The sequence below is a fragment of the Candidatus Hydrogenedentota bacterium genome, assembly GCA_016791475.1.
Lineage (GTDB): Bacteria > Hydrogenedentota > Hydrogenedentia > Hydrogenedentales > JAEUWI01 > JAEUWI01.
The window spans coordinates 1-26349 of record JAEUWI010000065.1 but is presented as its reverse complement, the minus strand read 5'-3'; the positions used below and the strand labels follow the sequence as shown (position 1 = coordinate 26349).

The window sequence follows — 26349 nt, the reverse complement described above, 5'->3', positions numbered from 1 at the left end:
CACCGTGCAATTTTCAACAGGGAGAACGAGACGTGGTTGAGACCGAAGTTGAGACCGAAGTCCCGAAGGAGTGTGGCGGGACTGACGATGCCGTCGAAGTCCTGGGGCGGCTTCCCGAGGGGCCGGGGCTTACCTCCGCAGGAATTCTTCGGGCCATGCGTGCGCCTTCGGCGGCGGCCGTGGCCAGTTTGCTGGCCGGGTGCCCCACGCAGGAACCCTTCAACCCCGACGGACCCATGCCGGTGTTGCCGGAGTCGCTGAAGCGGCTTGTGGCTCGGGTGTCCTTCGGAATCAATCGCGAGGAGGCGGTGCGCGCCCTGGAACTGGGCTACAGCGCCTACCTCGAATACCAACTGGATCATCTCGCCATCGATGATGGGCCCGTTGACCGCAGTCTGGCGCGCTTTTCCACGCTGGACGACTCGCCCCTGCGGCGCTGGCGGGCGCTGGAGCGGGGCGACACGACGGCCATCTATGAGTTCTATGCGGCCACCTTTCTCCGGGGGGCCTACGGCCGCCGCACCTTGTTTGAGCGCATGGTTGAGTTCTGGTCGGACCATTTCAATATTTTCTTCGAGGCGGAAGCGCAGCAGCTCTTAAAGCCCCTTGATGACCGCGACGTGATCCGCCGTCACGCCCTTGGCGCCTTTCCCGCCCTGCTTCGGGCCAGTGCCCAGAGTCCGGCCATGCTGCTCTACTTGAACAATGCCTCAAGCCAGGTGGGCGCGCCGAATCAGAACTACGCGCGAGAACTCATGGAACTCCATACGGTGGGCGTGGACAATTTCACTCAGGAGGACGTGCGGGAGGTTGCCCGGGCACTGACCGGCTGGTCCATCGACTACAACATCAACGCGGCGTCCTTCGGCAGTTTCAAGTTCTACCCGGAGTTGCACGATTTCGAAGAGAAGCTTGTGCTGGGAAAGCGCCTCGCCGCCGGTCGCGGCTTGGTCGACGGAGAGGATGTGCTGGACCTGTTGTCACTGGATCCGGACGTGGCCCCCATGACCGCCCGCTTCATCGGTCGAAAGCTTGCCGTGCATTTCTGGGGCTACGATCCGCCGGAGGCCCTCGTGGAGGAAATTGTCGGGGCCTATCTGAATTCCGACGGCGATATCAAGGCCATGCTGCGCGTGGTGCTGCGTGAAGACTGGCTGATGCAGGCCCCGCCAAAGCTGAAGCGTCCCTATCACTACGCCCTGTCCGCACTGCGCGCACGCCCCGGCTCGATCAAGCGCTACGACGAATTGGCGTACATCATCGGCACCATGGAGCATCTTCCCTTCAACTGGGCCCCGCCCAACGGGTATCCCGACTCGGCGGCCTATTGGGGCGGCTACCTCATGCCCCGCTGGACCTACGGTATCTGGCTGGTCTACCAGGAAGGCGCCGTGGACCTGGACTGGACGCCCTACCGGGAAGCCGCGGATCTGGAGAGTTTTCTCGATCGAATAGACGCCGACTTCTTTCAACATGCCATGCCCGCGGAGCACCGCGCGGCCCTGGCGGATTTTCTGGCCCCGGCGCCCCTCGATCTCTTTCGCCGGGTGGAGACCCTCTCACTCGCCATAGGCTCGGCGGAATTTCAGTGGTATTGAACAGCATGCGGGAGAATTGAAATGGTGCTGAAATGCAGCAAAGGGTGCGACGAGTATCGAGCGCTCAGCCGCCGGCAGTTTCTGGGCGCGGGCGCCGCGGCAATGGCCATGGCGGCGGGATCGGCGTGGTTGCCCCGCGTGGCCTATGCCCAGGATGACGTCGCCGGACGCGACATTATCGTGTCCCTCTTTCTCCGCGGCGGTTGCGATGGACTTTCCGTGATCGCGCCCTTCGGGGACGCGGGTTACTACGCGGCGCGGCCCAATCTGGCCATTGCCCCGCCCGACGCCGGCGCCGGGGGAGCGCTCGATCTGGATGGCTTCTTTGGCTTTGCACCGGCCATGGGTCCCCTCATGGAGTCCTACGGTGCGGGGAATCTGCTGCTGGTCCACGCCTGCGGCATGAACGACGGCACGCGCTCGCACTTCGACGCCATGCACTTCATGGAGGTCGGCAAGGCCCGCGACCCGCTGTTGGCCACGGGCTGGCTGGGTCGACACCTGATGCACACGGCACCCCCCGGAGCCGATCCCGTATTGCGTGCCGTGGGCATGGCGCCGGCCCTGCAGCGTACCCTCGCGGGAAGCCCCCTGGCGCTGCCGGTCCCCGATCCCGCCGCATTTCGTCTGCCGGGCGATGAGAACTCGGCGGATGCGCGCCTGGCCGCCATGATGACCATGTATGGCGGGACGGCCGAGCCGCTGAGGACCTCCGCCGCGAAAACCAGCGAGACCATAGCGTTGCTGGAGCGCCTCAATATCGATGCCTATGCCCCGGGCGGCGGGGCGGTCTACCCCGAATCGGAAATCGGGCTGGCGCTTCGGTCTTCCGCCGCCCTCATCCGCGGCGAGGTGGGCGTGGAGGCCATTGCGGTCGATCTGGGGGGCTGGGACACCCATGAGGAGCAGGGCGCGATTGACGGCGGTATGGCGGCGTTGATGGCCGGCCTGGCCGAGGCCCTCGCCGCTTTTCACGCAGACATCATCGCGGGTTCGGAGCATCAGGTTACCCTTGTAGTCATGTCGGAGTTTGGTCGTATGGTGGATGAAAACCTAAGCAAAGGGACCGATCACGGGCACGGGGGCATCATGATGGTGCTGGGCGGCGCCGTGCAGGGGGGAAGGGTGCTCGCCGACTGGCCCGGACTTGCCGTCGAGCAGCGCTTCGAGGGACAAGATCTGGCCGTGACCATTGAATACCGCGACATCTTGTATGAAATCGCGGAACGTCGTCTCGCTACCGCCGTTCCGGCGCTGGTGTTTCCAGACCTGGTGCATACGCGTCACGGCGTCTTTGGGGCGTGAACGGGACGCGTGGAATTCTTCCCGCGATACCGCGCCTGACTTTTCGTGATTGAGCGGGATTGACCGGCCTCCGGGGATCCGCTATGCTGGCGAAGCAGCCCCAGGCCCCACCCCAGGAGAGAGTCGCCATGAGCTTGAGTCGCCTTACACCGGAACAGATCGCCTTCTACCACGAAAACGGCTACATCAAGGACCTGCCGCCAATTTATGACGCCGCAGGTGTGGCCGATCTGAATACGGGTATCAAGGAAATCCTGGCGCTGCTTGAGGGCGACGAGAAGCCCCTCGAAATTCGCGAGTGGCACCAGAACAGCACCTTCCTCTTTGATATCTGCATGAACGAGCAGATCTTGAACTACGTGGAAGACCTCATCGGGCCGGACTACTACATGTGGGCCAGCAGCTTCTTCATCAAGGATCCCCATAGCCCCCGCACCGTGGACTGGCATCAGGACTCCTACTACTGGCCCCTCACGCCCCCGGAATCTTGCACGGTGTGGCTGTCCTTCAACGGCAGCGACGTCGAAAACGGCGCCATGCGCGTCATTCCCAAATCCCATCTCGGCGGCATCATCCAGCACACCCAGGATGCCGACAAGAACTCCGAGCTCACTCTGCGCTGTGAGACGGCGGAGTACAAAGAAAGCTCCATGGTCTACCTGGACCTGAAGCCCGGCGAGATCTCCATCCACGACGACAAAATCATTCACGGCTCCCTCGGCAACAACTCGGACCGCTCCCGCATCGGCTTCACGATTCGCTACTCCAAGACCAACGTGAAGTGCGACCTCGCGGTGAATCCCAACTTCAAGACCTACCACTGCCGGGGAACGGACATCTACAACCATAATCCCCGCGGGCCGATTCCAACGCAGAAATACGGCCGCATCTGGCAGGACTACCGGAATGTGGAGACAGAGATGGCGGCGAAGGGGTAGGCACTGTTTGACGCCCATCTCCACAACATCTATGGCACCAGTCGATATTCAATCGCCTCGGGGTCGCAGGTCAAAACCAGCGTGTCGCCCTCGTGTTGGACCGCCTCCAGGCTCAGCCGTTGACCTTCCTGACCCATGGCTTCCACCTGTGCGGGTAGTGGTAGCGTCCAGGGGAGCTTTGGCCAGTCGATGCGCAACGTGAAGGCGGGACTTCCCGGCAGTGGGCGCACTGTGATCCCGTTGGTGTCGCGCGCGATCTTGCAGGCCCCGGTGGTGGTGACGGCGCCAAAGCGAATGGGCTTGCCGGTGGGGTTGAGTCGGGCAAGTCGGGGCGCTTCGGATTCGTCGGGCGCGGCGGGTGTCCAGGTGATACCCGTTACTGTCGTGCCAGCGCCGATGAGCGCCAGCGCGCCCAGTTGGACACTGCGATCACTGTCCCGAGTGCCCGTGATTCGGGCCTGGGTGCCGTTTTGCGCGCTGTAGAGACCGGCGCGCACGTCGAAGGTGTCACCGGGACGGCCCCCCTCGGGAAGGCGCACCGTGCAGAACGTGTCAAAAGCGCCCTTCCATTCCGTGGTGGCCGTTGGGCTGTCGTGGTCGCCCTGGAACTGGATCGCGCCGTTCTTGTCGCGAAAGTGCACGAAGATGCGCATGGGCGCGGGCGTCGCTTCCCCGGCGCTCCAGTGAAGGGTGAGCGCAAAGGCCTCTCCATTGAGCGGGGCGGCATCGGCCTTCACGGCGATGGTCAGCCGATCGGACACGTCGGGCCGCGCGTTTACGTAAAGCGTGTCCTTATCGCGGGCCCAATCGGTGATGATGCCGTCGATCCGTTCGATGGCGGCTTCCCCTTCGGGACTCCGCGCCAGAAAACCAAAGGGGGGCAACTGGTGATTCTCGACAACCCAGTCGGTCTCGCCGCGATTGACCCAGACGTCGGCGCCGTTGTCCCAGCGGATGTGCTGGCGGTGGATGTCGCCCTCCACGAAGTCCACCGACTCTATGCGGCGCAGGGCGAGATCCCGCATCAGGCCCTGAAGCAGCCAGTACTTCCGCACCACGTCCCACCCGAAGGCGTTGTCGACCATGGCGGGGTGACCGGTCATGACCTCGGTGACGATGTAGTCGTCGCTGTAGATTCCGTGCAGTTCGGGATCGAGACCGCCGGCATACCGGTTTCCGTAACCCGCGCCGTGGAGTGCGAAGCGGTCGTGGTGTACGGCATCCATCCAGGGAACGCGCTCGGCGTCGTCGCAGGCGATGCGCCAGGTGGTCCAGTCTTTGGCCTCGGTGTCCACGCGCAGGTGATTGGTCTGGGCCGCGTCGAGCCAGCCGATAAGCTGGTCGTGGCCGCTCTCGGAAATCTGGGGCGCGTTGTTGCCGAGGTATTCGCGGATCCACGCGAAGGCGTCGCCCCAGATCTGGCGCGTTTCGGTTGCGGTGTAGTAATCGCCATCGCGAGTCCAGTAGGCATGGGGGCCCATGGAGGACCACACGTCGATGAAGAAGCCCGTGGGTCCGATGCCGTCGCGAATTTGGGTCAGGTTGGCTTCCAGGAAAGGTCGAACGCGGTCGGGCCGCCAGCGGTAGGCCTGAGAACCCCGTCCCTCGTTGAGCCAGCCCGCGATAGGGGCGCCGCCCTGCCAGAAGGCGATGTGGTCATAGGAAAAGTGGTCCGCATCGGGGTAGAAGTCGATGTAGTTGTCGTGGGGCGCGAAGATCACGTCCCGCTGCCGGCATAGATCGGCCAGGGCCTTGAACTCGGCCTCCGTGCCCATTTCGGGATTCGGCGGCCAGATGTCGGGAAGGCGGTAGTCGTAGCCCCAGCGCTGCCAGTTGTGCCACACCACCATGGCGTCGGTGAGGCCGTAGTCAAAGGCGCGTTGGAGGTTACCCCGCTGTTCGGCGTAGCCGCCTCCCCAGAGATCGAAGGCAAAGCGGCCCGCGGCGTTGGCGACACCCCCGGCCGCCTTGCGCGGGTCGATCTCACGCCAGGCAAGAGCGGCCTCCCAGGCACTTCCCGCCGGGATGTAACACACCGTCTGGGCATCCTGAACATGGAGGGATGCGGTCCTGGTTTCAGGAGCGTATTCGAGTCGAGAGGGCGGCGCGTCGCTGGCCTGCACGATCGCCATGCCATTGGCAAAGTCAAAGCCGACGAAGGAAGTGGCCAGGCGGTGTCCATCGAATTCCAGCGTGAAGGCTTCCGGTTCGACGAGTACGTTGCCCTGGCCGGCATAGACCCTTGAGATCGCGGTGCTCCACGGGCCCGCGGCCACGTCTTCCAGGGCGACGACTTCCCAGGGGCGGGGCGCCGGGGTGTTTTCGAGTTGGAACTGAGCCTTCAGGGCGCCGTCTTCGACCCGCAGCTCGCCGAGCAGGTCAAAGGGTCCCAGAGCGCTTTGGAAGGTGTGGCGAACCTTGTAGCCCGCGCCAGGCTCCTCCCGCAGTGCGGACAGAGGACAGCGTACATGAGGTTTGGCGAGGGGAGTCCCCAGTGCCTGGGCGCGGAACCCGGTGAAGGAAAGCTCATTGTCCTTCGAGGTGAACGTGACTTTCGCGTCCAGCAGTCCCCGGGCGCCGGGTCGCACGCTGACCGCGTAGTGAGCGCCGTTGCGTTCGATGACGCCGAGTTCTCGCGACGGCGCGAGGGCGTCGTCGTCGGCTTTGGGTGTGCCCACGATCAGCCGGGGTTCCGCCCAGTAGGCCTGGTCACAGGTCGGGTCATTCTTCGGTCCAGGATGAACCTCAAACTGGAGGCGTACTTCCTGGCCCGCATAGGCGTCCAGATTGACCTCGGATTCTTCCCATTGCTTTGCGGCGGTGTGGTGTTCGTAGAGAAGTTCCCCCTCCGCATCGTCGGGACTGCGGAAAGGCAGCACCCGAACCCGGAAAGTCACGCCATCGCTCGCCGGTTCGTTCCTGGCCACGTCATGGTCGCGAATCGCGACGGCGAAACGGAGCCGAATGGGCCCCCCGTCCGGCAGGGCGAGGGGCGTCTCCGTGCAAATGGTTCCCGTGTGTCCGTCGCGCCAGGGCGGGTGCATGGTCGTGGCCACGCGCGGATCGCCCCGATGAATTTCTCCTTCGGGCAATGCCGTTCCAAAGGACAGGGGTTCGGTGCCCCGCCATCCCATGGGCATGATTCTGGGTGCTTCTCCGGTCACGTGAACGATGACGCGCGACAGGGCCCCGTACCAGAGTTCATTCTCTGAATCGGGGGCGATGCGCAGCGCTTCCCACGGAATAGCGCGCGCAGGAACGGGAGGGTTCGCGACGGCCGCCTTGACGATCAGTATGGGGTGGAGCTGGAGCGCAGTGTCACCGGTACGGGCCTCAATCAATGCGTGGATGGGATAGAGTGCGCCCAGGGTCTCTGGACCGGCAACCACGGAGAAGTCCAGCGTGAGCTCCTCGTTTGCATGGAGGCTAAAGGGCTGGGCGATGTCGGGCGTGACGGTCCAGTCGTCGATGACGGTGCAACGGGCCGTGCCCTGGACCGGCTCGGTGCCCGAATTGGAAAGGATCAGCTTCACGGGAACCGATACACCCGTTTCACTGATCGCGTCCGGGCCTTCGATGCGCGCGGTAAGTGGACCGCGGGTGTCGACGGGAGGCGAAAAGCAAAAGGCCGCCTGGGGCAGCAGCAAAGAAATCAGCAGGACCAATGCAGTGGGTCGGCAAAGGCGTGGCGCGGTGGTGGTGCGATTCGTGGACCGAATCGCGGCATTCCCCGGAGCATTCAAGGCAGGATCTCCCCGTTATGATTCCCGGACCCCTCTCGCGGCGCGCAGCAGGGCCGCGATCAGGAGTGCAACGAGAAAACTACAGGAATATGATGCGCCCCAAAGAGTTCGCCACGCAATTTTCGCGTACCGCCGATTCCAGCATTCGGTCCGGGACCCTTTATTCCGCTGGTCCGATGCGATTCGCCGCCCGCGCGATATTCCGGCACATGCCCGCGAAGATGAATTCGTGGATGGGGTAGAGGGCATACCAGTAGAGGAGCCCCGGTATGCCGTCGGGGTCGAAGATGGCCGTCTGGCGGATCACCGAGCCGTTGCCGTCTTCGGCGGGGTACACATCGAAGCGGAGCCAGGCACGGCCGGGGAGGCGCATCTCGGCCCGAAGGATAAGCAGTGCGCCGGGCTCGATGGCCTCCACGCGCCACCAGTCCACCGTGTCGCCCACAAGGAGCTCCTCAGGATGACGTCGGCCCCGGCCTAGCCCCACGCCGCCGAGGACCTTGTCAATGAGGCCGCGGAGTTGCCACAGCGGCGTGCCGTAATACCAGCCGGTCTCGCCGCCGATGCGCTGGACAGGGAGGAAGGCGTGCGCGGGTGGGGACGACGTGCGCTCGATGCGTTCATCGATGATTCGCGCGCCGAAACGCTTGCCCTCATGTTGGGCGGTTGGTCCGGACGCGGACGCCGCATCGGTCCAACGGGTCGCGAGCCGGGCTTCTTTCTCTTCCCGGTCCGCCCGTGCGATGGCCTCGTCAATCCCCATGGGCCGAACGGAGAAGTCGGCCAGCGCACGGTCATCGCGAACCACACTCGCCACACAAATGCTTTCGATGAGTTTCCGGCCAACTCGTGCGAGAAGAGGCGTTACCAGCGCGAGCCAGAGGCTGGAGAGCCACGGTGTCAGGAAGGGCACATTGATGATGCGTCGCGTCAGCCTCTGGGACTTCGCATAGGCCAGCATCAGATCCTGATAGGACAGGACGTCCGCGCCGCCGATTTCATAAATGCGGTGACCGTCCACGGGGAGGGTGCGGGCTTCGTCCAGATAGGCCAGCACGTCGTCGATGGCGATGGGCTGGGCCTCCATCCGCACCCAGGTGGGCGCGACCATGATGGGCAGACGGCGAACGAGGGCGCGGATCATCTCGAAGGAAAGACTGCCGCCGCCGATGACCACGGATGCGCGGAATTCGATGGTTGGGATGCCGGAGGCCCGCAGGGCTTCTCCCACGGCTTCTCGGCTTCGCATGTGGGCGGAGGTCGTGTCGCCCCCCGCGCCCAGGCCGCCGAGGTAGATGATCCGCTCCACACCCGCCGCGCGGGCCGCCTCGGCAAAGTTGCGGGCGCCCGCGAGCTCCACCGACTCGAAGTCGCCCCGTTCATCCAGGGCGTGGATCAGGTAATAGGCGGTCTTGATACCGGCGAGGGCCCCGTCGAGCCCTTCACGCCGGGCCACATCGGCTTGCACCACGTCCGCGCCGGGACCGAGGCGCTTCGCCAGCGTGTCGGCATGGCGTCCCATGCAGCGCAGGGGCACACCGGCGGCCATGAAACGGCGAGCGAGGCGTCCGCCAATATAGCCGGATGCGCCGGTAAGCAGCACGGTGGGTACTAAAGTTGAACAAGTCGATTCAGACACAGCGATCCTGTCTAAGATTGCGAGATTTAAATTTTGACAAAGTATAGACAGATGGTTATACTTAGTCTACGTGAATTTGAAACTTTTAGCAACCATCGCGTTTCGAAATACGCGAAAAATGATAAGGCGGTACACGATGCGAAATTTCCTGCTTGCGGTTCTCAGCACCATCTCTTTTGCGGGCTGTCTTGGACTGCCGGGCGACCTGGAGCCCGTCAATGGCTTCGAAGTAGATCGCTACATGGGCAAGTGGTATGAAATCTACCGTCTCGACCATTCCTTCGAGCGGGGCCTGAGCCAGGTGACGGCGACCTACACCCTGCAGGACGACGGCAGCGTGCGGGTGGAGAATTTCGGTGTGAAGGAAGACGGCAGCGAAGACACCATCGTGGGCAAGGCCCTGTTTCAGGGCGACCCGACGGTGGGCAGCCTGAAGGTATCCTTCTTCGGCCCCTTCTTTGGCGGCTATAACATCATCGCGCTGGATAAGGAAAACTACCAGTATGCGATGGTCTGCGGGCCGAGCTACGACTTCCTCTGGATCCTTTCGCGCACGCCCCAACTCGATCAAGAGACGATTGATGCCTTGCTGCTCCAGGCAGAGGAGAGCGGTTTTAATGTGGACGACCTTATTTTTGTGGAGCAAGACGTGGCGGAGTAATCGCAACGACACGCGCGAACGTGCATTGCATCCGTGCCCATCCGTGTGATCCGTGGTAGAAAAAATTCTGACCACGGATCTCACGGATGGGCACGGACTCTTTGTAATGTTCGGTGGGTCGCCCGGACCTGGGCGGGTCCGACGCGCTCGGTCTCTCTTGAACCCACGTGGGTACCGCCCTATACTGGCATTCCACTCCGCTGCGCGAGGTGCGTGACAGCGGAACAGGCGGTTTTGAGTTCGAGGTGCGATTGCATGGGTATCTACAGATATAGGTCTGCTGCGCTCCTGTCCGCAGTAATGGCCCTCTGCGCAAACGCCGAAACTGTCCGGTACTCCCGGGATATCCTGCCCATCCTCGCGGAAAACTGCTTCAACTGCCACGGGGCGGACCGCGTTTCCCGAAAGGCGGATCTTCGTCTGGACACGGAAGCCGGCGCGAAGGCGGTGCTCGGAGCGGATCGCGGCTCCAGCGCAATCTACCAACACATTACGGCGACAGATGATGATCGGATGCCGCCGGCGGACTCGGGGAAGTCCCTGACTCCGGCACAGATTGAAATCATCGGAACGTGGATCGATGCCGGGGCAACCTGGGAGGGGCATTGGGCCTACACGCCGCCGGTGGAGGCCACACCGCCGCCCGCCGCCCTGGCCTCGTGGATTCGTGGTCCCATCGACGCGCACATTCTCGCCCGACTCGAAGCCGAGGGGATTCAGCCGTCGCCCGAAGCGGAGCGTCGCACCCTCGTGCGCCGGCTTTACTTCGATATTACGGGATTGCCGCCGGAGCCCGCCGCCGTGGATCGCTTTGTGTTGGACAACCGTCCCGACGCCTATGAGCGGCTGGTGGACGAATTGCTGGCCTCGCCCCACTATGGTGAGAAGTGGGGGCGCTGGTGGCTGGACTTGGCCATGTACGGTGACAGCGACGGCTATCTTTCCGATTTTCTGCGCCTGACCGCATGGCGCTACCGCGAGTGGGTGGTGGGGGCCTTCAATCGGGATCTCCCTTTCGATCAATTCACCATCGAGCAACTTGCGGGCGATCTCTTGCCCGAGGCCACGGTCGACCAGCGCATTGCCACCGGCTTCCTGCGCAATACCTTGAGCAATCGCGAGGGCGGCGCCGATCTGGAAGAGTTTCGAACGCTCCAGGTGATCGATCGGACGAAGAACCTGGGTACCATCTGGCTCGGGCTCACGGTGGAGTGCGCCCAGTGCCATGATCATAAATATGATGCCGTCTCGCAGAGGGAGTTTTTCCAGCTCTACTCGTTTTTCAACAACGCCGAAGAAGTGAATATCGACGCGCCGCTGGCCGACGAGGCGGAGGCGATGGCGGCGGCGTGGCCGGACTATGTGGCGAAGCGCGAGGCCCTGCTGGCGCCGGTGGCGGCGGAGCTGGAGGCCCTGCAGGCCGAGTGGGAGGCGAAGATGTTGTGGGCGGCGGCGAATCCCGGCGGACCCGATGCGCGCTGGGATCGTCAGTGGGAAGTGCTGGGCCTGATCTGGGGACAGGGCGATGGCAACGGCGAGGGCGAAGGGCAGTTGGAAGGTTGTTCCATCGTGCAGACGCCCGTAGCACAGCGCACGACGGACGAGAAGTTTCGCCTGCAGGACTATTTCTTCGCCCGGGGGGATTTGGTGAATCCGGACCGCTTTATCGCATTGAAAGTGCCGGAACTGGCGAAGCAGATCGAGGAACTTAAGAAGGGACTGCCCAGAATGAGCCGGGCGCAGTCCATGCGGGTAAGCCGAGTGACGCGACCGAATCATATGTTCGTCCGCGGTGATTTTCGCGTGCCGGGCGATCCGGTGACGCCCGGAACACCCGGCGCTCTTCATGCCATGGGAACGGATGCTCCCGATCGCCTCGATCTGGCCCGATGGCTGGTGGCCCCGGAGAATCCCCTCACCGCGCGGGTTACGGTGAATCGGATCTGGCAGGAACTCTTTGGAAAGGGTATCGTGACCACCGCCGGCGATTTCGGCGTGCGCGGCGCACTGCCGAGCCATCCTGATCTGCTCGACTGGCTGGCCATCGAATTTCAGCGGCAGGGCTGGAGCATCAAAGGACTGATCAGGACCATCGTATGCTCCTCCACCTATCGCCAGAGCTCCGATGCGCGACACGAGCTTGCGGATCGCGATCCGGGCAATGTGTTGCTCGCGCGGCAGAACCGGCTGCGTCTGGGGGCGGAGCAGGTGCGCGATGCGGCGCTGGCCACGAGCGGCCTGCTCAATCCGACGATGGGCGGACCCAGTGTGCGTCCGCCCCAGCCCGACAGCGTGACGGAGCAGGGCTTCGACAATACGTGGGTGGCGGACGAAGGCCCGAATCGCTACCGCCGCGCCCTCTACACCTTCATTCAGCGCACATCGCCCTTCGGGCAGTTGGTGAACTTCGACTATCCCGATGTAAACCGCGCGTGTACGCGCCGTGAACGTTCCAACACACCGCTTCAGGCGCTGAATCTGCTGAACGATCCAACCTTCTTCGAGGCGGCCCAGGCCCTGGCCGGGCGTGTGCTGGTGGGCTCGAAGGACAGCGCGGGGCGCATCGCGCAACTCTTTGCCACGAGCGTAGGTCGTTCGCCTTCGCCCGCCGAGCAGGAGCGGTTGCTGGCCTTGCTGGACGAACAGTCCGCACGCTTTTCTCAGGAGCCCGAGGCCGTCGGCCCAGTGGTCGGCGCGCGGGAAGACGTACCGAGGACACCCGAAGGCGCGGCGTGGGTCATTGCGGCCAGCGTGGTGCTCAACCTCGATGAATTCATCACCCGGGAATAAAGGCCATGGAACATCACGACTTCAACGCGATTCAGAGCCGCCGCCGCTTCCTGCAGCATTCCGCCTGCGGACTGGGCAGTATCGCGCTGCACCAGTTGCTCGCGGCCGAAGGGCGCGCCGGCGAGGCCCAGCCCCCGGCTGCCCTGCGCCACCTTGCGCCCCGGGCGAAGAACGTCATCTTTCTGTTCATGGCGGGCGCGCCGTCCCAACTCGATCTGGTGTCGCACAAGCCGGTGATGGCGAAGTACCACGGTACACCCGTTCCCGCCGAGATGCTGGCCTCGCTGAACGACCCGTTGATCAAGAGCACAGCGTCGGTCTTCGCAAGCCCAAGAACCTTTTCAAAGTATGGCGCGAGCGGCATGGAGTTTTCCGACTACCTGCCCCACACCGCCACGGTGGCGGACGAGCTGTGCATGATTCACTCCATGCACACCGATGTGAGTAACCACGATCCGGCCCAGCTCATCATGAACTGCGGCGTGCCGCGCTTCGGCTTTCCTTCCATGGGTTCCTGGGTGAGTTACGGGCTTGGCAGTGAATGCCGGGATCTGCCCGGATTTATCGTGCTTACCTCCGACTCCGGCAAGGGCATCGACGGCGGCTCGGCCAACTGGGCCAATGGCTTCCTCCCTTCGGAATATCGCGGCGTGAATTTTCGCAATGTGGGCGAGCCGGTGCTGTACCTGTCGAACCCCGCCGGAGTGACTCGGGAGACCCAGCGCGCGCGCCTGGATGCCATAGGCGATCTGAACCGGATGCACCACGCCGAGACCGGCGACGCGGAAATTGCGTCGCGCGTTGCGGCCTACGAAATGGCCTTCCGCATGCAGCTCTCCGCGCCGGATCTCCTCGATTTCTCCACGGAGTCCGAGGCGACCCGAGCCCTGTATGGCGTGGAAAACGAAACCACGCGGCCCTTCGGGACGAACTGTCTTCTCGCGCGGCGCATGGTGGAGAAGGGCGTGCGCTTTGTACAGTTGTACCACTCGACGTGGGACGATCATTCTGATCTAAACGTCAACCTGAAGATTAATTGCGATATGACGGACCAACCCTGCGCAGCGCTCATCCGAGATCTGAAGCAGCGGGGCATGCTGGACGAGACGTTGGTGATCTGGGGTGGCGAGTTCGGCCGAACGCCCATGAACGAGGTGCGACGCGGTAATACGCCGGGCAAGGAAGGCCGGGATCACCATCCCTTCTCTTTCAGCATGTGGATGGCGGGCGGCGGCGTCAAGAGCGGCGCAATCATCGGCGAGACGGACGAACTGGGCTATCAGGTTGTGCGCGATCCGATCCATGTGCATGATTTGCAGGCGACGATTCTGCATTGTCTCGGAGTGGATCACACGAAACTTACCTATCGACATCAGGGTCGTAATTACCGGCTGACGGATGTGGCGGGCAATGTGGTGACGCAGGTGTTGGCGTAAGGGGCGGAAAGAATCGGACGGATCAGACTGATCGGGCCGATCCGATCGGTCTGATCCGTCCGATCCGTCTGATTTGTAGGGCACGGAAATCAGAAATTACTCGCCGGGTGTGAACGCACGCGGGAAGAGGGAGCACCAATGAGAGTTTCAACTACCAGTGTACTATTTGCCGTTACCGCCGTGGTGACCTTTACGTCCCACGCCCAGAACTGGCCCCAGTTTCGCGGGGCGGATTCTCGCGGTGTGCTGGACAGTGAAAAACTGCCGACGACGTGGTCGGCGACGGAGAATGTGGCGTGGAAGGCCGACATCCCCGGTCGGGGCTGGTCTTCGCCGGTCGTGTGGGGCAACCAGGTATTCCTTACGAGCGTGGTAAGCCTGGGGCCAACCGAGGAGCCTAAGAAAGGCCTCTATTTCGGCGGCGACCGGAAGGACGCGCCGGATTTGATTCACCAGTGGAAGGTGTACGCCCTCGATCTCACCACCGGCGCGCTCCAGTGGGAGCGGCAGGTGCACGAGGGCAAGCCCGATGCGCCGCGTCATCTCAAAAACAGTTACGCTTCCGAGACGCCCGTGACCGACGGCGAGCGGCTCTACGCCTATTTCGGCGGGGTGGGTTTCTTCTGTTTTGATCTTGCGGGGAATCCCGTGTGGGACAAGCGAATCGCGCCACAGAAGATGGCCTATAGCTGGGGAACGGCGGCATCGCCGATCGTGGACGGCGATCGACTTTACCTAATCAATGACAACGAGGAAGCGTCCTATCTCCTCGCGCTGGACAAGAAGACCGGGGACGAAATCTGGCGCGTCGCCCGGGAAGAGGGCAGCAACTGGTCCACGCCGTACATCTGGAAGAACAGTGTGCGCAGCGAGATCGTGACACCCGGCTCTGATGCCGTGCGCTCCTACGATTTGGAGGGTAAACTGCTCTGGTCCCTGACGGGCATGTCTTCCATCACGATTGCAACACCCTACGCTGATGGGGATCTGCTCTACATCAGCTCGGGCTATGTGGGCGACAAAAATCACCGCCCCATCTACGCCATCCGGCCCGGTGCGTCGGGCGATATAGCTCTGGCGGAGGGACAGACCACAAACGAATTCATCGCCTGGAGCCATAATCTAGCCGCGCCCTACAATCCGACGACCCTGGTATATCGGGATCGACTCTATGTCCTCTACGACCGGGGAACCGTAAGTTGCTACAACGCCAAAGACGGCACGCCCATCTACGAAAAAGCGGAGTTGCCCAAGGGGGCGGGCTACACGGCGTCGCCCTGGGCGACCAATGGCCTGATTTTCTGTCTCAACGAGGACGGGGTGACCCACGCGTTCAAGGCGGGGGATGCCTTCGAGATCGTGGCCTCCAACGTGCTCGATGAGAACGACATGGGCATGGCCACACCCGCGCTGACGCCGGATCGCCTGCTGTTGCGGACCGCGTCGCGGTTGTACGCCATTGGGGGCGGCAGTTGATAGTTGACAGTTGATAGTTGATAGTTGACAGTTGACAACGGGTGGACCGAGTCGACCTTGTTGGTAAGTCATTGTTCTATATCGGTTTGAAGGTATCGTTCAGGGTGCGTTGAATTAATTCTTGATTGGTGGGGAAGTTTTTCGGGGGCTCGGGGTACTAAGCCTTTCAGACACCCGGAATGGTGCGGTGTTGGCGCAAACGAGTTCAAATGCCGCCTGTGTGGGCGGCCAAGGAGATTGAAACCATGTCTGAACGTGTATTGACCCGTAACCGCGCATTGTTTCGCGGCCTCGTGATTGGCGCTCTCGCTGTTACGGTGGCTGGAATTTCCGCCATGGCTCAGCCGGGTGGTGGCCCTGGCGGCGGTGGCCCCGGTGGCCCCGGCGGTGGAATGTCGCCGGAAGTAATGGCGAAAGTGGAAGCGGCCGAGGCGCAGGCGGTGGCGTCTTCGCTGAAGCTGGATGCGGAGAAGTCGGGCAAGCTTGCGGAAGCGTATTCGGCGGCGCGGAAGGCCGCTGCAGCGAACCGTCCCGAGGGCGGCGGCGGTCGGGGCGACTGGGAGGCGATGTTGAAGGCGCAGGAAGAAAACCGGGCCAAGATGCAGGAGTCTTTCAAGGCCTTCCTCGATGAGGCGCAGGCGAAGGAAGCGGCGTCGATTCTGGGCGGCAACGCGCGCCAGTGGGATCGTCTGGTGGCCGTGATTCTGGGCTTTGGTCTTGAAGAGGCGAAACAGGCGGAAGCGCTGGGCCACACGGTGGCCTATGTTAAGGCGTCGGTGAAAGCCCGGGAGGACAACGCGGGCGCCGGTAATTTCGACGGGATGCGCACGGCTATGGGCGCGGCGAAGAAGACCCTGGACGACGCGATTGCCCCGCTGCTGAGCGATGCCCAGAAGGCGGAATGGACCGAGAAGACCTCGCGCGGCCCGCGCGGCGGCGGTCGTGAACGCCGCGGCGAAGGCGGACCCGAAGGCGGCCCCGGCGCTGGCGCGCCCCCCGCAGCGCAGTAATTGACGAGACGTAAGTTCGAATGGATCGTTCCTGATATTGAGACGGCCCTGAAACCCCGGGTGTCGCCCGAGACACCCGGGGTCTTCGGGCAAAAACATCGACGAGGTGCATGTACTGTGAGATCCCCTCTGCTTCAAGGCAAAAACCGGCGGACGGCGGGCATCGTTCTGGGTGCCGCCGTGTTTCTTTCCCTTCTCTACGTGGTGCTGGGTCAGCGCTACGACACGGCCGAAGGTTCGGTGAAGAAGTCCGAGGTGTTCACGGTGCGGGAGGGTCCGCTGACGATCAGTGTGACGGAGTCCGGGACGATCAAGGCGAAAGACCAGATAATCCTGAAGAACGAGGTGGAGGGGCAGGCGCAGATTATTTTCCTGATCGAGGAGGGCACGGTGGTGAAGGAGGGCGACCTGCTGGTGGAGCTGGACGCGAGCCAGCTTGTGGACAACCGGGTGGACCAGTTGATCCAGGTGCAGAATTCCGAAGCGACGTTCATCAGCGATCGCGAGAACCTGGAGGTGGTGAAGAATCAGGCGGAGAGCGATGTTTCCGCGGCTAAACTTGCGGCCCAGTTTGCCCAGGAAGACTTGAAGAAGTACGTGGAGGGCGACTACCCCATGCTTATCAAGGAGGCGGAGGCGAAGATCGCGCTGGCGCTATCGGAGGAAAGCCGGACGAAAGAGCAGCTCCAGGGCTCCCAGCGTCTGCTGGACGAAGGCTTTCTTACCTCCATCGAATTTGACGAGGACAAGGCGCTCGCGGAGCGGGCCCAGCTTGATCTGGAACTGGCCCAGTCTTCTTTGAATCTTTTGAAGGAGTATACCTACAAGCGGCAGATGACGGAATTGCAGAGCGCGATTGAGGAGGCCGATCGGGCGCTGCGCCGCGCCGAGCTGAAGGCGGGCGCCGACGTGGTGCAGGCGGAAGCGAAGTTGCGCGCGGGTGAATCGGAGTTTTCGCGGCAGAAAGACAAACTGGCGAAGCTGGATGAACAGATCAAGAAGGCGAAGATCTACGCGCCGACGGGCGGTCTGGTGATCCACGCGACAACGGCCGAGGGTGGTGGCTGGCGCAGCCGCAACGAGCCGCTGGACGAAGGGCAGACCGTCCGCGAGCGCCAGGAATTGATTTATCTGCCCACGGCCAACGAAATGACGGCGGAAGTACGGGTGCACGAGTCCAACCTGAACAAGATCAAGGCGGGCATGGGCGTGCGCATTACCGTCGAGGCGCTGAATGGCGCGACCTTTGAGGGTCACATCACGCGCATTGCCCCGTTGCCCGATGCGCAGAGTTCATTCATGAACCCCGATTTGAAGGAATACGTGACGCAGATCGATATCGACGGCGCCACGGCGACGTTGCGCACGGGAATGACGTGCGAGGCGGAGATTATGGTGGCGCGTTTTGACAAGGCGACCTATGTGCCGGTCCAGTCCGTGTTCATGGTCAAAGGGAAGCCGACGGCCTTCATCAGCAAGGGCGAGGGCGATTACGAAGAGCGCGAAGTGGAGATCGGTCTGGACAACAATCGAATGCTTCAGATCGCGTCCGGCCTGAAGCCGGGCGAGAACGTGTTGATGACGCCGCCGCTGGATATTGCCGCCGTGGCTATTGAAAGCGCCGAAGATGCGGCCAGTGACGATGGCAAGTTCATCGGCGCCCGTGAGGTTGCGGCGCCCGCGGGCAATGGCGCGCCTCGCGGCGGTGAGGGCGGAGGCGAGGGCCGTCGCGGTGGCGGCGGCGAAGGCGGAAAGCCCGCCGAAGGCGCGGCGCCGGCTGCGGCTCCGGAAGCGGCGGGTGCTCCGTCGGGTGCGCCGGCCCCGGCCGCCGATGGCGGAATTGTCCCTCCGGGTGGCCGCGGTGGCGAGGGTCCGGGCGGCGGCGCGGGTCCCGGTGGCGCTCCGGGCGCCGGCCCCGGTGGTGGCCGCGGCGAGGGTGGCGGCGGTGGATGGGGCGCCGACATGTCCGACGAAGAGCGCGCCAAGATGCGCGAGCGCTTCCAGAACATGACGCCGGAAGAGCGCGAGAAAATGCGCGAAGAGCGCATGAAGAACATGAGCCCCGAAGAGCGGGAGGCGTGGGAAAAGCGTCGTCAGGAAAGGGCTAATCGTGACAGCCAATCCCAGTAGTTTGATGGAGGCGGCCGTTGCGACCGAGCCGGGCGAGGCGATCATCACGCTCGATCGGGTGACCAAGCACTACGTCATGGGTAACAACGTGGTCAGGGCGCTGGACGGCGTCGATCTGCACTTTGACCGTCGTGGTTTCTATGCGATCATGGGATCCAGCGGCAGCGGGAAGAGCACCATGCTCAACCTGATCGGCTGCCTGGATCGGCCCACGACCGGCACCTATACCCTCGAAGGCCGGAACGTGGGGTCGCTGGACGACAACGAGCTGAGCGACCTGCGCCTGAAGTACATCGGGTTCATCTTTCAGAGTTTCAATCTGATTCCGCAGCTCACGGTGCGGGAAAATATCGCCCTGCCCCTCTTCTATCAGCAGAAGGATCCGCTGGAGCGTGCCGAGATCGCGGAGCACTATGCGAAGGAAGTGGGCCTGGAAGAGCGGCTGGACCATCGACCGACCGAGTTGAGCGGTGGCCAGATGCAGCGCGTGGCGATTGCCCGCGCGCTGGCAAACAACCCCTCGCTGATCCTGGCGGACGAGCCCACGGGTAACCTGGATTCGAAGACGGGCGCGCAGGTGATGGAAATTCTCACGAACCTGAACGAGGCGGGGAAGACACTGATCATGGTGACCCACGAGCCGGATATCGCCGCCCACGCCAAGGTGGTGGTCCATATGAAAGACGGCAACGTGGAAGACGTAAAGACCCTCCGCCGATGAACAAGCTTTACCTCTATCAGAACATCGTGCTGGGCGTAAAAAACCTGCTGCTCCACAAATTGCGCTCCTTCCTCACCATGCTGGGCATGGTCTTCGGTGTGGCGAGCGTGATCGCCATGTTATCCATCGGTGAAGGCGCATCCGCCAAGGCGCTGGACGACATCAAGAAGCTGGGCAGCACGAACATCATCGTGAACTCGGTAAAGCCTATCGAAGAGGCGGAAAGCAGCCAGAACAACCGCAGCTCGCGCAGCGCCAGCATCTACGGGTTGCTCTACAGCGATGTGGAGCGCGTGAAGCGGACTTTTGAGGCGGTCACCGCCGTGGTGCCGGTTAAATCACTTCGCAAGGAAGGGCGACTTAATGACAAGTCCCTCGAATTGCGCCTGGTGGGTACGTCGCCGCTCTGGTTCGACCTGGTCCAGCGTCCTCTGCTCGCGGGGCGTAGCATGACGGCGCGTGATAATGACGATTTCGCCAATGTGGCGGTGCTCACCGAGTATGGTGCGCGGCGTCTGCTGGCCACGAAGAACACGATCGGCCAGTCGCTGCGGCTGGGCGGAGAGTATTTCGAAGTGATCGGCATCGTGGAGAGTGAAGGCGCCGCTTCGGGCGACATCCAGTCACTGGACGAAAACGTGGACGCCTACATCCCCATTTCGGTCGCAAAAGGCCGATTCGGCGACATGGTGACGGTCATGTCCACGGGCAGTTTCCAGCGCGAAGTCGTCGAACTCCATCAAATGATCGTGTCGGTGCGGACCAACGAGGAGGTGGAGGGCACGGCCAAGGCGCTGGAGACCATGCTGACCCGCTTCCACACGAAGAAGGACTTCACGATGAGCGTTCCGCTGACGCTTCTTCGCCAGGCGGAAGCGACCAAGCGCACGTTCAATATCGTCCTCGGTTCTATTGCCGCGATCAGTCTGCTGGTGGGCGGCATCGGCATTATGAATATCATGCTCGCTTCGGTTACGGAGCGCACCCGGGAGATTGGCGTGCGGCGGGCCATCGGCGCGCGGCGCGCCCAGATTATCCTGCAATTCCTCATCGAAACGGTCGTGTTGTCCGTAGCCGGTGGCTTGATTGGAATTATCATCGGCTTTCTGATTCCCTGGGGCGTGACCTATTTCGCGGGCATGCCCACGATTGTAACCATGAGCAGCCTGGTGCTATCGGCCGGCATCAGCGTGGCCATCGGCATTGTGTTCGGCCTCTATCCGGCCATTCGCGCCGCCAACCTTGACCCCATATCGGCCCTCCGCCATGAATAGATCTCTCGATAGTTTGAAAAGGACCTCGAAGTTGACGCGATCCACCCTATCCCGCGCCGTCTGTCTGCTGATGGTTTCCAGCATGCTCCACGCCGGCTGCGCCACCAGCCACTACAAGGAGGCGGCGGACAAAGAAGCTTACGGCATCCTCGGGCAGAAGTCGGCGGGCGTTCCCAATATGGAACCCGAGTTCAGCATTGATACGGACAAGGCCTGGGAGCCCCTGGCGGGCCTGCCGGTTCTGGAGGATGCGGGCCGACCGATGGGGCCGCCGGAGTTGCCCCCGGAAACGGGATACCCCGTGCTGCCGCTGGAGAAGGCGCTGGAGATTGCGGTGCGCAACAGCCGCACCTACCAGAATGAGAAGGAATTGCTGTACCTCACAGCCCTGGATCTCTCGCTGAACCGGCACCAGTTCGGCCCGCGCTTCTCGGCCACGGCCTCGGGGGACTATGCGCGCGACACGACGGTGGGTACAGGGCCCTCGGACCTCACGGAGCACGTGGCCAATGCGCGGAGTGTCGCGAGCGCCATCGATGCCCTTACCGGTACCCCTGCAGATTTGATTACGGCGTATGCCGATCTCGTGGAAAGCGCGGGAGCGGTAACGGGTGCCGACGAAGCGCAGACGATTATCGATCATGAGCGCAGTGTTTCGGGACAGACCCGAATCGGGGTCAGTCAGTTGCTCAAGGGCGGCGGACTTTTTGCCTTGACACTCACTTCAAACTTCCTTCGCTTTGTCACGGGTGACCCCGGCACTGCAACGGCCTCCACGCTGGCCGCTTCCTTCACCCAGCCGCTGCTGGAGGGTGCGGGCCGCGATATTGCGGCCGAGAGCCTGACCCAGGCCGAGCGCGATGTGCTTTATGCGATTCGGGACTTCACCCAATTCCGCAAAGACTTCATCGTCCGCACCGTGAACAGTTATTACAACGTGCTCCAGCGCAAGGATATTGCCCGGAATACGTGGCAGAGTTACCAGAGCTTCCTGGTGAGTGTGAAACGGGAAGGCGCGCTCGCGCGCGAGGGACGATCCACCCAGGAAAACCTGGGCCGCCTTGAAGAGGCATCGCTGGACAACCGGGGCCGCTGGGTGGCTTCGGTGCAGAGTTACCAGCAGGCGCTGGATCAGTTCAAGATCGATCTGGGACTCCCCACCGACGTGAAGCTGGTGCTGGACGACAACGAGCTTCATGAACTGGGTGAGCGCGGAATTCTCCATCCGGCGATCACGGATGACGAGGCCATCCAGGTGGCGCTGGTTTCCCGGCTCGACTATCTGAACTCCCGGGACCAGGTGGAAGACAGCGCGCGTAAGGTCAAAGTCGCGGCAAACGCCCTTAAGCCGGGACTCGACCTGGTGCTCGCGGCGGACGTCGATTCCATCGGCCAGGACAACTTTCAGCGGCTGGACTTTCGGTCGGCGGACTGGTCGGCGGGTTTGAACCTGGATTTGCCGCTGGATCGCAAGGCGGAACGCAACGCCCTGCGGGAATCGCTGATTGCGCAGGAGCGGACAGTGCGGGCCTTCACACTGGCGGAGGACACCATCAAGCTGGATGTGCGTTCCGGTCGACGGACGTTGGAGCAGGCGAAGCTGGAGTTTGAGATCGCGCAAAAAAGTATAGAATTGGGTAAACGGCGCGTGCGCGAACAGGAGCTGCTCGCGGAGTTGGGCCAGGGCACGGCCATCAACCTGGTGGACGCTCAGAACGACCTGACCAGCGCCCAGAACGACCTGACCAGCGCGCTCATCGCCCACACCATCGCCCGCCTTGAATTCTGGCGGGATATGGGTATCCTGTATATTAAGGAAGACGGCAACTGGGAAGAAGTGAAGGACGGGCCGGGTTCCGAGGTCGTGGTGGAGGGCGCTGCCGCGCCCGAGGCCGCGCCGACCACGCCCGAAGCGGCACCCGCCGAAGCTGGCTCCGCGCCGGTGGAGGAGGGCGCGGCCACGCCGTGATTGGAATCATGAATGTTACTGTTCAGGGCAAACGCCGGGCTTCCGCGGACGCGGAACGCCGCACGAGGGCGAATCTTTGTTGGACGATGACGAATTGGCAGCGCAGGCCGCCGCGGGCAATGTTGACGCCTTCGGCAGCCTCTTTACCCGGTATGCGCGCGACGTGTACCGGCTGGCGCTGTCCCTCGGCCACCGTCGATCCGACGCGGAGGACCTGATGCAGGACACTTTTGTAGCCGCGCTGGAAGGTGTGGGTCGCTTCGAAGGGCGTTCGTCCGTGCGAACCTGGCTTGGGGCCATCCTCATCCGCCAGGCGAGCCGAAATCGCCGCTACCACCGCCTTCGGGCTACGGAAGCGCTGGATGAGACCGCGGCGGCGGTCGGTACGGGCCTCCGTGATGAACGGCGGCTGGATGTGCATGCCATGCTGGATAGTCTGTCGGCGGAGCACCGGACGGTGCTGGTGCTGCGGGAGCTGCAGGGTATGTCCTATGACGAGATCGCGGAGGCGCTGTCGATTCCCCGGGGCACGGTGGAATCGCGGTTGTTTCGCGCGCGGAATATGCTTAGAGAACGTTATCAAGAGTACCAAACGGGACGGTCCCGATCGCATCCGGCGGTTGTGGGCGCGCCGGTGGAGTCTCGCCATGAGTAATTGTCCCCACATAAAATCGAACAATGTTCAGCGCTACCATGATCGGGAATTGGACGGCGCCGCGGCGTCCGCCTTCGAGCAGCATCTCCATGGCTGTGCGGAATGCCAGGGGGCCCTGCGGGACTTTGCCGGGATCGGTCACCTGCTGCGCACGGCGTATGATGAGCATCCCGCTCCGGAATTGCGCGCGCGTTTTGCCCGTGTGGCTCTGGAGCGGCGGGAGCAGAACCCGCGCCGCATCGCGCTGGGCCTGCTGGCGGCGGCGAGCATCCTTTTTGTTTCCTCGCTGTTTCTGGTGGTGTATACGGAGTCGGAAGTCGGCGGTGGAGGCAGCGTGATGGCGCAGTGGGAGGAAAATGTGGTGTGGGCTCCGTCGGCGGATGACGAGTTTGCGGATCCCGAGGCGGCGACGTTGTATGCGATTCACCTTCAGGCTGGCGGCGCGCGGGAGTACGGCGATGACTAAGCTCAAGATTCTGGCGGGCCTGGCGCTTTGTCTGGCCTATGCGGCGGGCATAGCGACGGGCTGGGCGGGCTACACCCTGGCGGGGGAGAAACCGCCGCCCCCGCGGGACAAGGGGTCCTGGTTGAGCCACGAGTTGCAACTGAGCCCGGAGCAGAAGGCGCAGATGGAGTCCATCTGGTCGAAGGAGGCCATGGGCGACGACCGGGCAAAGGTTCGGGAGCTGTACGACCAGCGGAACAGCGAGGTGCGCGCGATTCTTACGGAGGAGCAGAAAGCGACTTTTGACGCGATCTATCGCGCTTCGGAGGCGAAACGCGAGGCGGTGTATGCCGAGCGGCGCGCCCGCCACCAGAAGGCCGTGGACGATACGATGGCGATTCTGAATCCCGAGCAGCAGGAGAAGTACAAGAAGATCGTGGAGGATCTGGAGAAGCGGGGTCCCAAGCCGGACCACGGCATGATGCCAATGGGGAAAAAGCCCGAGTAGAGCGATGTGCCTGCGCCCGGCTCGACCCTGGGGTCTGTTGAACCCTGGCGGGCTGGTATTCCCGACAATCACCCCGTGCCCCATCGCGTACCATGGAGACGTGGGGTGCGGGATCTCCGTGCTTTACATCCGCTCCAAACCTGTGGGCGATCATCTTTTGAAGACCCAGGATTCCTTCCGATGTCCGAGTCCCGTCACCCCGGATTTCCCCACTTCGGAGCCGCCCCGAGTAAGGTTTGCGGCCGGTTCCATTTGCGACATTTCCGGTCAATCGGCTACGGTCGCCCCGTGTTAACCTTTCTTCGCGATCCGGCGTTAATCAAGTGAATTTCACGTGGAAGGAATGGATTGAAGTCCTTAGATGATAAGGCGTTGGCTCTGGCGCTCCAGTCGGGGGATGATTCGGCGTTTGACGAGATCGTGTCCCGATACCAGGGGCGCGTCTACGCCGTGGCGTATCGCGTCGTGGGCAATCGGGAGGATGCCCTGGACGTGAGCCAGGAAGTCTTCATCAAGGTCTATCGGAAAATTGACACCTGGAAACCCACGGGCGGCTTTCTGCCGTGGATCCTGCGGATGACGACGAACCATGGCATCGACCATCTCCGCCGGAAGAAGCGCTACCCCGAGCAGTCGCTGGAGGAGGCTTTTGTGCCCACCAGCGAGGGGGCTGCGGTGGAGCCGGCCACGCCCCGGACCGAGGCCGACGTTCATGCGCGGGAGATCGAGGCGCGGATCCAGCGGGCGCTGCCGGTCCTGTCGCGTTCGCAGCGGGAGGTCTTCCTGCTGCGCCACTATCAGGGGATGCAGTTGTCCGAGATTGCCGAGAGCATGGAATGTACCGTGGGCAGCGTGAAGGTTCACCTCTTCCGCGCCCTCAAGAAGTTGCAGAATGAATTGAGGGACCTTTACGAAGCGTCCTGACAGGAGTTTTAGTGCATGACGAATTGCGAGGAAATGGAAGGGCTCATTGCCGCGTCGCTCTATGAGACGCTGGAGGCTACCGATAACGATACGCTCCAGAGCCATCTGGCGGCGTGTGCTTCTTGTCGCGCGGAGCTGGCCTCGTTGCGGGCGCTTGTGGGTGCGATGCCAGCCGAACCCGCCATCTTCCAGGGCGATCTTCTTCCCGCGATTCGGGAAGAACTGCGCCGTTCGCCCGCCACACCGTGGTTCTCGGGGTGGAGGCGCTATCTTCTCGGACTGTCCGCCGCGATTCTCGTTTCCTGTGTATTCATTCTGACCCAGGGGCGTCATGTGGAAGCGCCGACGGGCGAGGTTGCGATGCAGGTCCCCATGGACCCGACGGTGGCTGAAGCGCGGGGCCTCGTTGCCGCCGACAACGCGACGGGAGCGATGGCGGTGTTGAATGAGGCGTTGGCGTCGGAGCGCGACGCGGATCGCGCGGGGGTGCTTCAATTGGAAGTCGCGGAGCTGGAGTTCAGCGCCTTTCGCCGCTACGAGGCCGCGTACGAGGCCTACGAAAAAGTACGCATTCAACATGTGGGCGCCTGGACACAAAGCCCTGGAATTGTAAAAGAGCGCCACGAGCTTCTCGAAGAGGCCCGCGAAGCGAACTTTGAGCCGCTTTACCAGATCGACGCCGCGATGAAGCAGGGCGAGAGCGGCATGCCCGCGCTGGAGCAGGTAATGGCGCGCTATCCCGGTCGGAGCGTGGCCCAGGCGGCCATGGAGACCATGGTGGCCATGTCCAATGTCGAAGGGCTCGGCGCGCTGGAAGACGTGCGGTCGCGCCTGAGCAACCCGGTGGCGGTGGCGCAGCTCGACGTGCGCCTCGGCGAGGGCTATTGCGCCGGTGATGTCGACCCCGCAAAAGGCAAGGCGCTGCTTCACGCCGTGGCCGAAAGTCCCTACGAAGTTCCGGCCCAGATGGCGAAGGACGTGCTGGCGCGGTTGGAGACCGGGGAGTGACCTCCTGGTCGACCGCGGGTCCCGGCGCGTCTGTTGCCTTCGCGTGTCGAAACTCTTTGAAAATGTCCCCCTGCTAACTCTTTGAAAATGTCCCCATACTGTGGATCTCGGAAAGGAGG

Annotated in this window: 18 protein-coding genes and 1 pseudogene; 17 read left to right on the top strand and 2 right to left on the bottom strand. The window is 62.9% G+C overall.

Features of this window, described 5'->3' with window-relative positions; translation table 11 throughout:
• Positions 1–32 precede the first annotated feature (32 nt).
• The 3 genes from JNK74_24395 to JNK74_24385 all read left to right on the top strand — a co-directional run bounded on the left by JNK74_24395 (position 33) and on the right by JNK74_24385 (position 3841).
• Entirely contained in the window at positions 33–1598 is a 1566-nt protein-coding gene (locus JNK74_24395; protein MBL7649330.1) for a DUF1800 domain-containing protein, read from the top strand.
• A 21-nt stretch (positions 1599–1619) separates the two neighbouring features.
• Positions 1620–2903, top strand: coding sequence for a DUF1501 domain-containing protein (locus JNK74_24390; protein MBL7649329.1), 1284 nt, complete (start codon positions 1620–1622; stop codon positions 2901–2903).
• A gap of 128 nt (positions 2904–3031) precedes the next feature.
• Positions 3032–3841 carry a phytanoyl-CoA dioxygenase family protein gene (locus tag JNK74_24385; protein ID MBL7649328.1) on the top strand — a complete coding sequence of 270 codons (810 nt, stop codon included), beginning with the start codon at positions 3032–3034 and terminating at the stop codon, positions 3839–3841.
• 29 nt (positions 3842–3870) lie between these two features.
• Here the strand turns inward: JNK74_24385 and JNK74_24380 are convergent, their stop codons facing one another.
• Entirely contained in the window at positions 3871–7584 is a 3714-nt protein-coding gene (locus JNK74_24380; GenBank protein ID MBL7649327.1) for a hypothetical protein, read from the bottom strand.
• A 160-nt stretch (positions 7585–7744) separates the two neighbouring features.
• Positions 7745–9187 (bottom strand): annotated as a pseudogene (locus JNK74_24375) (SDR family oxidoreductase).
• Positions 9188–9359: 172 nt separating this feature from the next.
• Here JNK74_24375 and JNK74_24370 point away from each other — a divergent pair.
• From JNK74_24370 to JNK74_24305, 14 genes are all read left to right on the top strand, one after another.
• A complete protein-coding gene (locus tag JNK74_24370; protein ID MBL7649326.1) occupies positions 9360–9884 on the top strand; it encodes a lipocalin family protein in 525 nt (174 codons plus the stop codon).
• 255 nt (positions 9885–10139) lie between these two features.
• The gene (locus tag JNK74_24365; protein MBL7649325.1) at positions 10140–12674 is read left to right on the top strand and encodes a PSD1 domain-containing protein; all 2535 of its coding nucleotides are present in this window, start codon (positions 10140–10142) and stop codon (positions 12672–12674) included.
• A 5-nt stretch (positions 12675–12679) separates the two neighbouring features.
• A complete protein-coding gene (locus JNK74_24360; protein MBL7649324.1) occupies positions 12680–14110 on the top strand; it encodes a DUF1501 domain-containing protein in 1431 nt (476 codons plus the stop codon).
• Between the two features lie 138 nt (positions 14111–14248).
• The gene (locus JNK74_24355) at positions 14249–15586 is read left to right on the top strand and encodes a PQQ-binding-like beta-propeller repeat protein (GenBank protein MBL7649323.1); all 1338 of its coding nucleotides are present in this window, start codon (positions 14249–14251) and stop codon (positions 15584–15586) included.
• A gap of 245 nt (positions 15587–15831) precedes the next feature.
• Positions 15832–16596, top strand: a complete 765-nt coding sequence (locus tag JNK74_24350) for a hypothetical protein (protein MBL7649322.1) — start codon at positions 15832–15834, stop codon at positions 16594–16596.
• Positions 16597–16713: 117 nt separating this feature from the next.
• Positions 16714–18726 carry an efflux RND transporter periplasmic adaptor subunit gene (locus JNK74_24345; GenBank protein MBL7649321.1) on the top strand — a complete coding sequence of 671 codons (2013 nt, stop codon included), beginning with the start codon at positions 16714–16716 and terminating at the stop codon, positions 18724–18726.
• 4 nt (positions 18727–18730) lie between these two features.
• On the top strand, positions 18731–19447 hold the full coding sequence (locus tag JNK74_24340) for an ABC transporter ATP-binding protein (protein ID MBL7649320.1): 717 nt from the start codon (positions 18731–18733) through the stop codon (positions 19445–19447).
• A 77-nt stretch (positions 19448–19524) separates the two neighbouring features.
• On the top strand, positions 19525–20721 hold the full coding sequence (locus tag JNK74_24335; protein MBL7649319.1) for an ABC transporter permease: 1197 nt from the start codon (positions 19525–19527) through the stop codon (positions 20719–20721).
• Between the two features lie 31 nt (positions 20722–20752).
• Positions 20753–22690, top strand: coding sequence for a TolC family protein (locus JNK74_24330; GenBank protein ID MBL7649318.1), 1938 nt, complete (start codon positions 20753–20755; stop codon positions 22688–22690).
• 76 nt (positions 22691–22766) lie between these two features.
• On the top strand, positions 22767–23345 hold the full coding sequence (locus JNK74_24325; protein ID MBL7649317.1) for a sigma-70 family RNA polymerase sigma factor: 579 nt from the start codon (positions 22767–22769) through the stop codon (positions 23343–23345).
• Positions 23338–23811 carry a zf-HC2 domain-containing protein gene (locus JNK74_24320; protein MBL7649316.1) on the top strand — a complete coding sequence of 158 codons (474 nt, stop codon included), beginning with the start codon at positions 23338–23340 and terminating at the stop codon, positions 23809–23811. The genes JNK74_24325 and JNK74_24320 overlap by 8 nt, the downstream gene beginning before the upstream one ends.
• A complete protein-coding gene (locus tag JNK74_24315) occupies positions 23804–24298 on the top strand; it encodes a hypothetical protein (GenBank protein ID MBL7649315.1) in 495 nt (164 codons plus the stop codon). Before JNK74_24320 ends, JNK74_24315 begins: the two co-directional genes overlap by 8 nt.
• A gap of 348 nt (positions 24299–24646) precedes the next feature.
• Complete coding sequence (locus tag JNK74_24310; protein MBL7649314.1) at positions 24647–25222, top strand: sigma-70 family RNA polymerase sigma factor; 576 nt, start codon at positions 24647–24649, stop codon at positions 25220–25222.
• Positions 25223–25237: 15 nt separating this feature from the next.
• Entirely contained in the window at positions 25238–26230 is a 993-nt protein-coding gene (locus tag JNK74_24305) for a hypothetical protein (protein MBL7649313.1), read from the top strand.
• Positions 26231–26349: the final 119 nt, after the last annotated feature.